General features: G+C 46.5%; 10 protein-coding genes. 4 read left to right on the top strand and 6 right to left on the bottom strand.

The window, feature by feature from the left end; genetic code table 11:
* The first annotated feature begins 459 nt into the window (after nucleotides 1-459).
* Nucleotides 460-1,668: a DegT/DnrJ/EryC1/StrS family aminotransferase gene (locus QUA62_RS03330; RefSeq protein ID WP_333281483.1), complete on the top strand. Its 1,209-nt coding sequence runs from the start codon at nucleotides 460-462 to the stop codon at nucleotides 1,666-1,668.
* Between the two features lie 864 nt (nucleotides 1,669-2,532).
* Entirely contained in the window at nucleotides 2,533-3,465 is a 933-nt protein-coding gene (locus QUA62_RS03325; RefSeq protein ID WP_333402347.1) for a glycosyltransferase family 4 protein, read from the top strand.
* A 140-nt stretch (nucleotides 3,466-3,605) separates the two neighbouring features.
* Here the strand turns inward: QUA62_RS03325 and QUA62_RS03320 are convergent, their stop codons facing one another.
* The 3 genes from QUA62_RS03320 to QUA62_RS03310 form a co-directional block, all read right to left on the bottom strand.
* Complete coding sequence (locus QUA62_RS03320; protein ID WP_333402486.1) at nucleotides 3,606-3,968, bottom strand: transposase; 363 nt, start codon at nucleotides 3,966-3,968, stop codon at nucleotides 3,606-3,608.
* Between the two features lie 23 nt (nucleotides 3,969-3,991).
* On the bottom strand, nucleotides 3,992-4,243 hold the full coding sequence (locus QUA62_RS03315) for a hypothetical protein (protein WP_333402346.1): 252 nt from the start codon (nucleotides 4,241-4,243) through the stop codon (nucleotides 3,992-3,994).
* Between the two features lie 320 nt (nucleotides 4,244-4,563).
* Nucleotides 4,564-5,754, bottom strand: a complete 1,191-nt coding sequence (locus tag QUA62_RS03310; RefSeq protein ID WP_333402345.1) for a glycosyltransferase family 4 protein — start codon at nucleotides 5,752-5,754, stop codon at nucleotides 4,564-4,566.
* A gap of 293 nt (nucleotides 5,755-6,047) precedes the next feature.
* On the opposite strand from QUA62_RS03310, the gene QUA62_RS03305 reads away from it, so the two are divergent.
* Both QUA62_RS03305 and epsE read left to right on the top strand, forming a co-directional pair.
* On the top strand, nucleotides 6,048-6,200 hold the full coding sequence (locus tag QUA62_RS03305; protein ID WP_333402344.1) for a hypothetical protein: 153 nt from the start codon (nucleotides 6,048-6,050) through the stop codon (nucleotides 6,198-6,200).
* Nucleotides 6,201-6,601: 401 nt separating this feature from the next.
* Entirely contained in the window at nucleotides 6,602-7,870 is a 1,269-nt protein-coding gene (gene epsE / locus QUA62_RS03300) for an exopolysaccharide biosynthesis GT4 family glycosyltransferase EpsE (protein WP_333402343.1), read from the top strand.
* Between the two features lie 416 nt (nucleotides 7,871-8,286).
* Here the strand turns inward: epsE and QUA62_RS03295 are convergent, their stop codons facing one another.
* The 3 genes from QUA62_RS03295 to infB form a co-directional block, all read right to left on the bottom strand.
* Complete coding sequence (locus QUA62_RS03295; RefSeq protein ID WP_333402342.1) at nucleotides 8,287-8,511, bottom strand: hypothetical protein; 225 nt, start codon at nucleotides 8,509-8,511, stop codon at nucleotides 8,287-8,289.
* 241 nt (nucleotides 8,512-8,752) lie between these two features.
* Complete coding sequence (locus tag QUA62_RS03290; protein WP_333402341.1) at nucleotides 8,753-9,466, bottom strand: low-complexity tail membrane protein; 714 nt, start codon at nucleotides 9,464-9,466, stop codon at nucleotides 8,753-8,755.
* Between the two features lie 432 nt (nucleotides 9,467-9,898).
* Complete coding sequence (gene infB, locus QUA62_RS03285) at nucleotides 9,899-13,090, bottom strand: translation initiation factor IF-2 (RefSeq protein ID WP_333402340.1); 3,192 nt, start codon at nucleotides 13,088-13,090, stop codon at nucleotides 9,899-9,901.
* Between the last annotated feature and the right edge of the window lie 73 nt (nucleotides 13,091-13,163).

Genomic DNA, 13,163 nt, shown 5'->3' with positions numbered 1-13,163 from the left:
ATCAGGCATTCCCAATTCTCAAATCTCAAACCTAAAAGGGTATAAGTTGCCTGTAAAGGAAGTGTCCGGATAAACGTTCGATGGTTTACACAAATTTAAAATAAAATATATGTATATTTTGATTAATAAAACTATTTGAGAATAAAAAACACGGCATGAGCTTCTGTATCCCCCATAAACTGAAATACGATCGGCTGGACATTGCAGTTGATCTATCTTAAGATAGATCAACGCTCTCAGAGTCAGGCGCTTGCGGAAAAACGGCTGGTCATTAGTAAGCTCGTGCTATAACAAATACCACTGCGCCACGCATTCCCCAAAACTCTTGACGAAAAAAAGTTGAAAAAAAAGGTGAGAGACTGCATTAATGAACAGCACCTCAAATGCAAATAAAATCTTACTTTTCAGGGGACGACACTTTCACTCGATAGACTCTATTCACGGGGTAACACTGGCAACATGAACAACAATCCTATTCGTTCAAAAGACCGTTTTTTGGTTTTCGGCGCTCCGGCGCTCGAAGATGCTGAAATTCAAGAAGTGGTGTCAACCATGAAAACAGGTTGGTTGGGTACAGGCCCGAAAGTCAAGAGTTTTGAAGATGACTTCAAAGCTTACAAGGATTCTCAGTACGCGATTGCAGTCAATTCCTGTACGGCGGCACTGCACTTGAGCATCCTCGCTGCTTCGTTACAACCGGGGGATGAAGTCATTACTACTCCGATGACTTTTTGTGCCACAGTTAATGCGATTATTCACGCAGGCGCAACACCGGTACTGGCGGATGTAGATCCGGTGACAATGAATATTGACCCGGCTCAAGTCGAAGCTAAAATAACTCCAAAAACTAAAGCAATTTTGCCGGTTCACTTCGCGGGTCGTCCCTGCGATATGGATGCGCTTTGCGAGATTGCTCGCCGTCACAACTTGAAGTTAATAGAAGACTGTGCTCACGCGATCGAAACAGAGTACAAGGGACGGAAAGCAGGCACCTTTGGCGACTTCGGATGCTTCAGCTTTTATGTCACCAAAAACATCACGACGGGCGAAGGAGGAATGATTCTGGCCGGCCGTCAAGAAGACGCCGACAAGCTCAAAATTTTAGCGCTGCACGGTATGAGCAAAGATGCTTGGAAGCGCTTCGGAGACTCGGGTTACAAGCACTACCAAGTGGTGGAAGTCGGTTTTAAATACAATATGATGGATCTGCAAGCTGCGATCGGCATTCATCAAATGAAACGAGTCACCCCTTATTGGCAGCGGCGGGAGCAGATTTGGCAGCGCTACAACGAAGCATTTGCGGATCTGCCGATTACTTTGCCCGCAAACCCCGAACCGGATACAATTCATGCTTATCACCTGTACACCATTCTGGTAGATGAAGCCAAAGCAGGAATCAGCCGCGACGAGTTTCTCAACGCTATCAATGCTGAAAATATCGGTGTCGGCGTACATTACATGAGTATGCCGGAACATCCTATCTATCAACAAATGTTTGGATGGCAGCCGGAAGACTATCCGAATGCTAGCTACATCGGACTGCATACAATTAGCTTGCCGATTTCGGCCAAATTAACAGATGCAGATGTGGAAGATGTAATTGCGGCTGTTAAAAAGTGTTTGGCGATCGGCAATACTAAGAATCCAGCTTTAGCAACAGCAGGCTAAAGTCCTGAAATAGGTTGTCATTAAAACATCCGAGCTGTTTTTTCAGAAAAGCAGCTCGGATGTTTTTTTCTCCACAACGCCTTTTACAAAGTAATGAGTGGCAGCTCGCTTTAATTAAACGTAAAATCCGATCGCTTTTAGAGTCCCGACAACTAGGCGCGAAGTTGCAGTTATCGGTATTCTGTCTTTTTCACTGGTATTACTTAGCAAATCCCGGCTTGATACCCGGTCGCTTATCTTAGCCCGTAAGATTCAGGACAAAAGTATGTGTAGCAGCCCTTTAAATTATCTAGTTATATACAATGGTTAAGAACCCATATTTAGTATGATGCTAAACATAGTTAAAAATTTTTCTCTACCTTTGGGATGCTACTGTCTAATTTTAAAAAAAATCTTAGATAGCGAAAATACATATTTTTTTTCTCGGGGCCTTGTCAGTGATTTCACTTAAATGTTATCCTGGCACGGTAAAATCACAGCCCCGTTACGGAATCTCCTTTTATTTAAAATGAGACTGCTCTGCAAACAGAGCATGGCTGTTCAATGTCAATGTTTAGAAAAAAGCTGAAAAAGCTTAGTTAACTGAAGATTAACGCTATGTTAAAAGTGAGTGCTTTATTCCCAATTCATTGCAATGACAGAGCCATCAGTCACGTATTTTTTTCAGTGTGCAAAGAATGGCAAAAGCCGGATCTGAAGGCTCGCATGGTTGTCCCGAGTTGCGAGCCCTCCTGTCGCGACTCAAATATAGTTGAAGCAATTCCGTCCTTTCTGAAAAAACTGTAATACCGCAGCCCTAGTGCTCCCAAAATCAAGACAGAGAAGCGTTTTCTCAAAGATATCAAAAATTTTGATGCTGCCTACTTGTGGCCCGGTATCTCATTAGATACTGTACGGAGTGTTAACCAGCAAAGTAAGCCAATTTTTTGGGAGCGAGTTAATAGTTGCCAAAGGCAAGCTAAGAGTATCCTTGACGATGCTTACTCTCGCTTGGGATTGCAACCTCAACACGCAATTACCCCAGAAAAAATCCAGAAGGAAGACCAAAAACTCAAGGTAGTTGACTTTCTGTTTTGTCCTAGTCCGATAGTAGTAAAATCGTTCCAAGAAGCCGGAGTTCCTGAAGAGAAACTGCTTTTAACGACTGAAGGTTGGTCGCTAGAGCGTTTCCCCAATTATCAATCCCAAAAACCCCCCTCAGAGGAAGTTAACGTCCTTTTCCTAGGCTTTGCCTGTGTCCGCAAAGGGGCTCACCTGCTGTTGCAGGCTTGGGAGCGAGCTGGCATTAAGGGAAAGCTGACAATTTTTGGCTCGCTCGAACCGGCGATCGTTCAAACTTGCAGCCATTTGCTGAAACGTTCTGATGTAGTTCACTTTGATTATGCTTTGGACTACAGTTCTGCCTATCGCCAAGCTGACTTTTTTGCCTTTCCCAGTCTGGAGGAAGGTAGCGCACTCGTTATCTATGAAGCAATGGGTCACGGTTTGCCGATTCTCGCTTCGCCGATGGGAGGAGGCGGTGTTGTGCGTGATGGTATTGACGGCATAATTCTCGATCCTTACGATACAGACGCCTGGGTGGAGGGACTGCGAAAACTATCTCATTCTCCTGAGTTGCGTGCGAAGATGGGAGCCGCCGCCCGCCAGCGAGCTTTGGAATTCACTTGGCCACAAGTTGCTGCTAGGCGCGGAGAACAGATTCTGCAAAAAATGAACGCAAAACGACAACTAAATAGGACAGGACTGACGAAGAGTCGTGATTTACTAAAATACTTAAGAAACGACTCTTCGTCCTGACTACTTGCCTGATGGTGGTTATATAACAGGACTACATATACAGCGGTTCCCGATGTTAAGAGGTACAGTAGCAACACTTAGTAAACCAATTTTTTAAATGTACAGGGTTGATTAAGTGGAGGGCCACCGCGATGATTCTATCAATCTTTTCTGGGGTCGTAGGAGCAAAAGGTTCGCAAAAAAAATTTAAGTTGTGACCACCAAAGTTCAATGGGATTAAAATCACGAGAGTAGGGGGATAAATAAATAACACGCGCACCCACCGCTTCAATCATTGGTACAATCGGCGCAACTTGATGAGCTGGTAAATTATCCATCACGACTACCGATCCTTTCCATAATTGAGGGCATAAACAACGCTCGATAAATACAGAAAATGCTGCTGGGTCCATTGAATCATTCAAGGTCATTACTGCTAGCACTTTGCTTAAGCTAATTGCACCAATAACTGTCACTTTAGCTGCTCGATAAAATGGCTTGAAATCACAGGCTCTTGTTCCCACCCGTGAGCGGGCATGAGTTCTATTCAAACGAGCGCATAATTCCGGTTTCGTCCAGAAATACGCTCGTTTTCAGGTGGGACATCTTTGATTTTTACCCAATATTCCTCTCTTAATTTTAGGACTCTTTCTGTCCCTGCTTGGCTACTGTACCAGGTTTTTTTTTTACGATTGAGTCCTAATTTTTGTAGGTAGCGGCTTAGGGTACTCCGACTCACCCAATTTCCAGTTTGCTGTGCAAATAATTCACACAACTCAACCAAAGTTGCATCAGTCATGAGCCGCCACCAATGCTTTAACTTCAGCCTCTGCATTGGTCAGATGACTCAATTGTGGTTTCCCCCTCTGTTTCGGTTGTAAGTTACCCTCAGCTTGTTGCTGTTTAACCAGTTTTTGTACTAGGCTTTTACGCTCCACCAAACCTGGCAGCCACTTTTCTGATTGAGATCTTTTCTGCCAAGTGTGCTGTCACTATTTTTTTTCGCTCGATCCAGGGAATATGATTTCATAGGCTTTGACTATTCACTCATTCAATGTACCTCATAACAGCGAGAAACGCTATAAGTCCTACTCAAGTTTAATTAGAGCGACCTAATTATTAACTTTGTGTTGAGTTGTAGGCTCCTGAAGCTAGTCGTTTTTCAAATAACCACTGCTTGCTTTCAGGAGAATCCTCCAGCCAGCGATCGATCAATTCCGCCCATTTGACAGGCAAACGCAACTCATACCAGGTTGAGTGAGAAGCGACAGAAATATTGTGGTAAAGCGCTGAATCCGAAATAACTTTTTCGATACATTCTGCTAAAGCCAGAGAGTTCCCCGCCTCAAAAATCATCGAATTAATACCGTGCTTTAAGTGGGTTTTAAACATCGGGTGATCCGAAGCTACTATCGGTGTTCTAGTGCGTAAGGCGTGCTGAATTGTCAGGGGAAAACCTTCGGGATATTCGTGCCTGCTAGTAACTAACACGAGATCGGATTCTCTCATTAAAGGTTCTAAAGTCTGAGTTGGCACGAGTCCCATAAAATCTACACAATCTTTAACTTGCAACTCTTCGACTCGCTGGGCAAAAAACTCATCTTCACCTTTACCTGCCATTTTTAAGTGAACTGATATATTATTCCGTTCTCTTAACTTTGCTACGGCTCTCAATATATCGCCCACTCCCTTACTCTGTACTAACGAACCAGCGTAAAAAAGTTGGATTTTTTTGATTTCCGCAGGGATTGTTTTCGGCGACAAAGAGCCGGGATTGGTCTCTAAGAGGAAGTCCCATGGAATTATTTTATCAGCGTTTACTCCTATTTGTTTGAACAATAAAGAGGAAGTAATGCCGTAAGTTCCCACCCATTCTATTTGCTTGTTATTCAACAATTGGGAGAGAAAATAGTTGCGGTATTTATCGCGCCAACTTTTTGTTGCAATAGATTCGGCAAATACAGCGATGGTTCTAATTGTGTTTTTAATTGCCCAATTAAAAACGGGGGGAATAGTCGTCCGCATGATTAAATGAGTGGGATTTTGCTGGGCAATTAACTCGATCAATTTTTGGGGATCAATTTTGTAATTAAATCCGCAACCGATCGCCCGCACGCCGTTCTCTAGAACTCGATCGTCAAATTTTGGTGTCATGCAGCAAATAACCGTTACTGACTCAGCTCGCTTTGCCATCTCGGTAACGGCATCAACACAATATTTTTGAGCGTAATATGTTTCGCTTCCTCCTGTGGCTAGGCGTTCAAAAGCTTCTGCGTAATCGCCGGCATACTGAACTATGACTAAGCGCATTTTCCTCAACTGTGGTTGTAGAGTATTTAATAGGACTTACGGTGCAAAAGATGTGTAAGCAGGTCGGTTGGGACGATTTGATGTACCGCCACGACCCCACTATTAATTTTACTTTGCTTCAGCCTTATTATAAAGAGTTTCGGTAACAGTCACGTCAATAGATAGCCGCCACAGTCGCTTTGTATGGGGGGTTTCAGGCTAATTTTCTCTTGATTTTTCGGAGAGTGTATTGCAAGTAGGCGGCCGAAATTCATCCCCACTCAGTAAGTAGAAATACTGTCCCCTGCAATTTGATGTCTAAAGTTGCGAGCGGCATCCACTCTCGGGACTTAGTAATGATCCAAGCAAAAATTGAGGGCCAATGCAGAAATACTGTCCCCTGCAATTTGATGTCCGAAGTGGCGATCGGCCAACCTCGCACTCAATTACAAGTGACAGCAGGCTAAACCCCCTAGACTATTAGCAACAAAACAATGTGATATCTCTCCGGCTAGTCAGCATCTATTGAATGACCGCTCACATTCAGTACCCTAAAATTTTACACTCTCTCAACGTAGTGGGATTGAAGTTTTTGGTTAATACATCTTGACTTTTGGGTATCCCCCAAACTATACTTGTAGCTATTAAAGATCCTGAGAAATTAAATGTCTGGGGGGCCGAATGTGAGTCCAAATTCTGTGAGCCTAGATTTTGTAAGGCGAGCATTTATTGAAATCACCGACTACCTATCCCAAAAAATTGGCAGGGTGTGGGTTCCGCAAGCTAATTTTTTTTAATTAATCAGCAACAAACAACCGATTGTTTAGCATATTTCAATTTGTCGAGTTGCTAAGGAAAAGAATCAATAATGAATAAACAGATTGGCTACTTTATCCCTGAATTTCCCGGACAAACGCATACTTGGATATGGCGAGAATATCAAGCAATGCTCGATCTTGGTATGAAACCTCACATGATATCAACCCGCCGTCCACCCACTAAAGTTGTACATACTTGGGCCCAGAAAGCGCAAAGTATGACTGATTATTTGATACCCTTTGAGATCAAAGATTTTGTGAAGGTTCCCATAGAACTCATCAAAGCTGGCCCCATTGCCTGGTGGCGCTGCCTCAGTGTAATTGCTAATACTAAAAATATATCCTTTTCTCAAAGGCTTAACTATTTGGTATGGGTTGTTATGGGGGCTAAGCTAGCTTGGCTTGCCAGAACCCAGGGCTGGTCTCACGTCCACGTTCATTCCTGTAGCAATGCTGCTAATATAGCCCTATTTGCCTCCCTACTTTCGGACATCACTTATAGTCTGGCTCTTCTAGGTCAGTTAGAAGATTTTGGGCCCAATCAAGAACAAAAATGGAAACATTCTGCTTTTGCTTCTGTAATGTCTGAACAACTCCTCAACTCTGTTAAAAATGACCTGGCAGGCTTCTTGCCAAAGGATGTGAGGGTGTCACCAGTGGGTGTAAATCTCGATGAAATTAAGCGTGAAACTCCCTATACTCCTTGGCAGGAAGGCAGTCAATGCCTAATTTACACTTGTGGCCGTCTCAATATAGCCAAAGGACAAAAGTACCTGATTGAGTCAATTAAGTTGCTTCGACAACAAGGGTTTGATGTCCGCTTGCAGATTGCTGGGGAGGATGCAGAAGCTGGTAATGGCTACCGTAAAGAACTGGAGAAATTCATTCAAGAGCAATCAATGTCTGATTATGTTGAGCTGCTTGGTTCTGTCTCAGAAGAACGAAATCGCCAAGGTTATCAAGAGGCTGATATTTTTGTTTTACCCAGCTTGAAAGAGGGAATTTCTGTAGCTGTTATGGAAGCAATGGCTATGCAAACTCCTGTAGTAGTGACGCAGGTGGGTGGAATGGCGGAACTGATAGATAACGGTGTTGACGGTATGCTCGTCCCGCCGGAAAATCCCGAAAAAATGGCAGATACCATAGCAAAATTGCTAAAGGACAAAGAATTAACATTGAGCCTGATTCACAAATCACGACAGAAGATTGCTGCTAAATTCCACCATCGGCGTAGTGCTCAGATATTACTTCAATCCTTGGAGGATCTCAGTTCACGGGGTGAAAAGCAGGTTGAAAGCATTGCTGCGTCAAGGTTTTGAGTTAAATGACCAAGCGAAAATATCTTCGCGGGCTTGAGTCAATAAAAGAGAGTGGCGATCGTAGAGAATCAGGTTCACGCCTATCTCATACGATCTTATGAGTCAATAAGCCTGGCCAGAATCCGCTATCTTTTTTGAGGTTCGGGGGATTCAATGCTTTGACCATCAAGGTAAGATAGGCGTTGTCGCCCCGCCAAGGAACTCAGCTCATTTTTATAAGATTGAACAGGGTGATTTTTTTGAGTAGGTATCGATAACGTCCTAGCTCCTCAATAGAAGGAGCTAGGATATCTATGATTCATTCTAAAACGCCCTTTGTTCTGAAAAATCGTGAAATTAACGCCGTGTTTCAAGTTGGTTGTAAACATGGGGCGATGGGAAGGTACTATCGGTTACAGCATTTGGCTTGGCTGCTCTCAATAAGCCAAAGTTTCTAAAGTTTCCCGCAGATAGGAACGAACCTGCTGATCGATGGTGGCATTTTGCTGCTGACGCTCAAAATTGAGTTCTAGCTGCCAGCGTTGAAATCCTGAACTTGCGCCGATCGCGGATTTGAGACTGCCCCAGATTTCAGAATCTTCGCACAGCTCGATCGGCTCTGTGGCTTGAGGTTCTTCTGCGAGCGGTAGATAATTCGCCATATTGTTATACCTCTGTTTTAATCCCTTGTAAGGATTGAAAGCTGACTTTGACACTCTCTATTATAGATTCTTCTCTCCAGATAGCCAATATAAAATATCCACAATCTGGGATTAAAAATTAAATATTAAGACTATTAATAATCTCTATCCAAAGAGGGGCCTTACCTATTTTTTTCAAAGCATACCTCTGTACAAATTAAAGTAGCTTAAACTACAATTCTCCCCCTCTTAATTTTTTATTTCACTTTTTTTCGCTCGACTCTTCGGGTAGAGATAGAACGCCGTTGGTGTCAGCAGGTTTTGGGTTGACAAGACTGCCGACTGACGAATTCCCTATGCCGGATGCTGGCCCAATTGACTCTACGGGTGCAGCCACAGCGGCAGTTGTCTCGGCTGCAAAAGCCGGCAAAAGTCGATCGACTTGCCAAGGCGCGATCGTAAAATCCTGCCGAATTTTTTCTAAAACATGAGGCTTTGTCGCTGCAAATTCTGATTCCGGCGTGAGCAAAACCGCCATGACACTAGCAGACACCTGCAAAAACAAATTGCTAGCTAAAAAAGCAGAAGCTGCCAACAACAATCCAGCCCACCGCCAGGAAGGAGGAAAGGGAGCCACCGAAGCGGCTATAGGAGCCAATCGGTAGAGTTGCCACAAAATTACTGCCAGCAAAACAGCGACAAAAAGAGCGATTCCTTGATTTAACTTTGTTTTAAACCGAGTCAGAAGTCGGTGCTGCACAGAAGTTAAATTCTGCGGTTTTACCGCCACAACTAAAATACTAAAAATGTAAAAAGGGCGGAACCACTGCATCCACAGTACAGGAACAATACCTGCTACAGCTACTAAAAATATTTCTAACCAGACAGGGAGCTGGGGAGAACCCACTGCGAGTCCCAGCAAGCACAGCCCCAGGAATATCGGCAGTGTAGCCGCCCCAGAAAGGTGAATCCACAAAAAAGGATCTGACCAAAAAGAACGCACTTTAAATAATTATGAGTTATGAGTTATGAGTTTTGAATTTGGAGAGTCGGGGACGCACTTTTGACCCAGAAACCCGGTGCGAAGAGTACATTTCTAGCGGTCAAACCGAGCATTTTGGGAGGAAACTCTGTTGATTGGCGTAAGTCTTATTTTAGTTTTAAGTTTTGAATTTTCAGCAACAGCCAAGACGATTAGGACGTTGTTAATTGCTAACATCTTTGCTTTTATTGCTTCTTCCTTCTCTCCTAGATAACTAAAACCTTCTTCCTTCTGCTATAAGTTAAAAACCAAAGTTGCGAGTGATGAGTTTCGGAGTATTGAGTGAAGAGAAGAGTTGCGAGCGAGCGGCAATTTGGTTGCCTTCACTCAAAACTTCTCTTCCAACTCAACACTCACAACTCAAAACTATTGAGAGAGAGTCCGGCGCTTAGTAACCATCCGGTAGGCTTCAATCATATCGCCATCCGCCCAGTCGCTAAAGCCGCTCAAGGAAATGCCGCATTCAAAGCCAGCATTGACTTCCTTGGCATCTTCCTTCATCCGTTTTAGGGAGTCGAGGACACCTTCGTAAACGACATTGTTGCCCCGGCGCACCCGCACCTTACAGTTACGGATGACTTTGCCAGAGAGTACCATACATCCAGCCACAGCCCCGCGACCGATCGCGAAGACAGCGCGGACTTCGACTTGACCCAAAGGTTCTTCCACCAGTTCGGGTTCCAGCAGGCCTTCCATCGCCCCTTGAATATCATCCAAGAGGTTGTAGATGATGCTGTATTCCCGCACGTCTACCCCCGCTTGGTCAGCCGCGAGGCGAGCGTCGGTTGCCAGAGTAGTATTGAACCCGATAATTACAGCATTACTGGCTGCAGCGAGGTCAATATCCGTTTCTGTAATTTCCCCAGGAGCAGATAGCAGCAGTCGGAGTTGAACTTCTTTTTGAGGAAGTTGAGTCAGAGCGCCGACAATTGCTTCGAGGGAGCCTTGAACATCTGCCTTCAAGATCAAGTTGAGTTCCTTGAGAACACCTTCCTTAGCTTGTTGAGAGAAGCCGCTGAGGCTGATCCGGCCGCCTTGCAGCAGGCGGGAATCTCGTTGGGAGGTAGCTCTTCCAGTGGCGATCGCCGCAGCTTCTTTTTCGTTTGCGAAGACATCAAACTCGTCTCCGGCGCGAGGAACTTCCCGCAGCCCCAGGACTTCCACCGCGAAGGATGGAGTTGCTTGGTCTACGCGCTCGCCCCGGTCATCGATCATTGCGCGCACCTTGCCCAGAGCCGAGCCTGCGACCACAATATCGCCCACTCGCAGAGTGCCGTTCTGCACCAGCAGAGTTGCCACAGGCCCCCTTGCCTTGTCGAGGTGAGCTTCAATCACAGTACCCTTAGCTGGTCGGTGTGGGTTGGCGTTGAGGTCTTCCATTTCCGCCACTGTCAGAATCATTTCCAACAGCGTATCTAGGTTTTCGCCGCGGATCGCGCTGACTGGAACCATCGTGATATCGCCGCCCCAGTCATCTGCGACCAAGCCGTACTCAGTAAGCTCTTGCTTCACCCGTTCCGGCTGAGCACCCTCCTTGTCAACTTTATTGATAGCCACGACAATTGGCACTTTCGCCGCTTTCGCGTGGCTGATCGCTTCAATTGTCTGGGGTCGCACGCCGTCGTCCGCCGCCACCACCAAGATGGCGATGTCCGTAACCCGTGTTCCCCGAGCCCGCATCGCTGTAAAGGCTTCGTGACCGGGCGTATCCAAAAATACCACCTGCTGGCTCTTGCCTTCGTGTACCACATCCACGTGGTAAGCACCGATGTGCTGGGTAATGCCCCCAGCTTCTCCCTGAGCCACCTTGGTTTTGCGGATCGAGTCGAGCAAGGTAGTTTTGCCGTGATCCACGTGACCCATAATCGTTACTACTGGCGGACGGCGTTCGAGGTATTCCAAATCCGCTGCGTCCAGCATCTCGATCACTTTGATAGCTGGCGCTACTTTTTCTGGGGTTTCCACCTCTACGCCCATTTCTTCGGCTACCATCCTCACCGCTGGAATGTCCAGGGTTTCGGTAATATTTACCGCAATTCCTTTAGAGAACAGCCGCTTAATAATTTCGGTTTCGGGAACAGCCAGAGTAATTGCTAGTTCTTGAACGGTCATCGGCCTGCTCAGCAGGAGCTTTTCTGGACGTTCTACCTTAGCTTCGGCTGTTTTGCCCCGGTTGCCGCGTCCCCCGCTGGAACCTGAAGAAGAACTTTTATCGTGAGAAGGGCCTGGTCTCTTATTTTTTCCGCTGCTTCCAGGTGCGCCCGGAGTTGGTGTTGACTTGGGTGCTGCTTGTCCCTTCGCTTTAGCTGGGCGGGCTAGGGACAGGCTGACGGTGACTGGTGCTGGCAGATCCAAGCCGTTTTCTAAGTCCTCGTCATCCTCGTCTATGGGTTTGAGGCGAGAACGTTTTGCCTTAACTGCCTTGGCAGCTTTGGCAGCATCTGAGTTTTCGTCATCATCTTCTTCCCAAATGACCGATGTCTTTTTGGCAGGACGAGGGAGGGAGGGCCTTTCGAGGAGAGGAATCTCCAGCAACGGCGTATTATCTTCTTCATTGTCATCAGTGTCATCCCCTAGGGCTCCGGTGTCACCGCCGCGGCTACGCAGCCCGGTAGCTGACGTTGCGGGGGCCAGGCTCCGGCGCGGGCCACCGGGCTGGGGTCGATCGGCAAGTGGAGTTTTGACTGGGCCACCAGCCCCTTCCCGGCGCGGTCTTTGCGCGTCGCGGGATTCGGTACCTCCCGGTGTAGGTCTGCTGGGGCGGCTCGGTTTAGCCGGCGCTTCCAGAGTTTCTGACTGTTCTGATTGCTCTTGCTCGGTTCTTGCAAGTTTGAGTACCGGCTTGTTCCCCAGATTTTGTGGGGTACGGCTAGCCGACTCTGATGCCCCTCTGACTGGCGGCGACGTGAGTTTTGCCGACGGCGCGGGAGGGGCGATCGGCGGTTGCTTGGTGCGTTCGGGAGCCTTTTCCGACGGCGGTTGAGGTGCTGTAGGTGCCTGAGCCTGGGCGGTTGTTTCCGGGGCGATCGCACCTACAGTTTCCGAAACTGTTTCTGACACTGTTTCTGACACTGTTTCTGACGGAGCCGCCGGGACAGCGACATTTGGCTTCGACAGTACAGGTCGATTGATATTCGGTTTAGCTGGAGGCTGGAGTTGTTGAGCTGCAGGCGACTTGGGAGGAGTTGCCACGGTTGCCGCGGGCTGGTCTTTGTTCTCCTCGTTGCCTGCAGGCTGGGAGTTGGCACCAGCCGGGCGTACTTTTGGACTGCGTATTTCTAAAATTTGCTGCTTTTTTTGTTGGTCGTTAGGGTGAGGGCCAGATTCTCTAGATGGCGCTGCTGCTCTTTCGGGTGGAGCTGGCTTGCCGGGGGAAGAGTGGCTACTGGCTACGTATTTTTCCGCCGTTTTGCGAATGCGCTCTGCTTCGGATTCTGTAATTGTGCTGCTGTGGCTCTTGACTGAAATATTGAGCCGCTCGCATACTGCCAAGATGTCTTTATTATCCAAATTTAGTTCCCGTGATAATTCGTAAATTCTTACTTTGCCGTTGTTCATCCACTCTGCCCTCTTTTGTGCCAACCAGTTTTTACATTGTGATTTTTTGTTCTAATGACGACATCATTCGCTG

Source organism: Microcoleus sp. MON1_C1, assembly GCF_036701945.1.
Taxonomy (GTDB): Bacteria; Cyanobacteriota; Cyanobacteriia; order Cyanobacteriales; family Microcoleaceae; genus Microcoleus.
Note: the sequence above shows the minus strand (reverse complement) of the source record. Positions and strands in the feature narration are given on the sequence as shown.

Coding starts and splice junctions, on each gene's coding strand:
- QUA62_RS03330 (WP_333281483.1), top strand. CDS start 460: ATGAACAACAATCCTATTCGTTCAAAAGACCGTTTTTTGGTTTTCGGC.
- QUA62_RS03315 (WP_333402346.1), bottom strand. CDS start 4,243: ATGACTGATGCAACTTTGGTTGAGTTGTGTGAATTATTTGCACAGCAA.
- QUA62_RS03310 (WP_333402345.1), bottom strand. CDS start 5,754: ATGCGCTTAGTCATAGTTCAGTATGCCGGCGATTACGCAGAAGCTTTT.
- QUA62_RS03305 (WP_333402344.1), top strand. CDS start 6,048: ATGTCTAAAGTTGCGAGCGGCATCCACTCTCGGGACTTAGTAATGATC.
- epsE (WP_333402343.1), top strand. CDS start 6,602: ATGAATAAACAGATTGGCTACTTTATCCCTGAATTTCCCGGACAAACG.
- QUA62_RS03295 (WP_333402342.1), bottom strand. CDS start 8,511: ATGGCGAATTATCTACCGCTCGCAGAAGAACCTCAAGCCACAGAGCCG.
- infB (WP_333402340.1), bottom strand. CDS start 13,090: ATGAACAACGGCAAAGTAAGAATTTACGAATTATCACGGGAACTAAAT.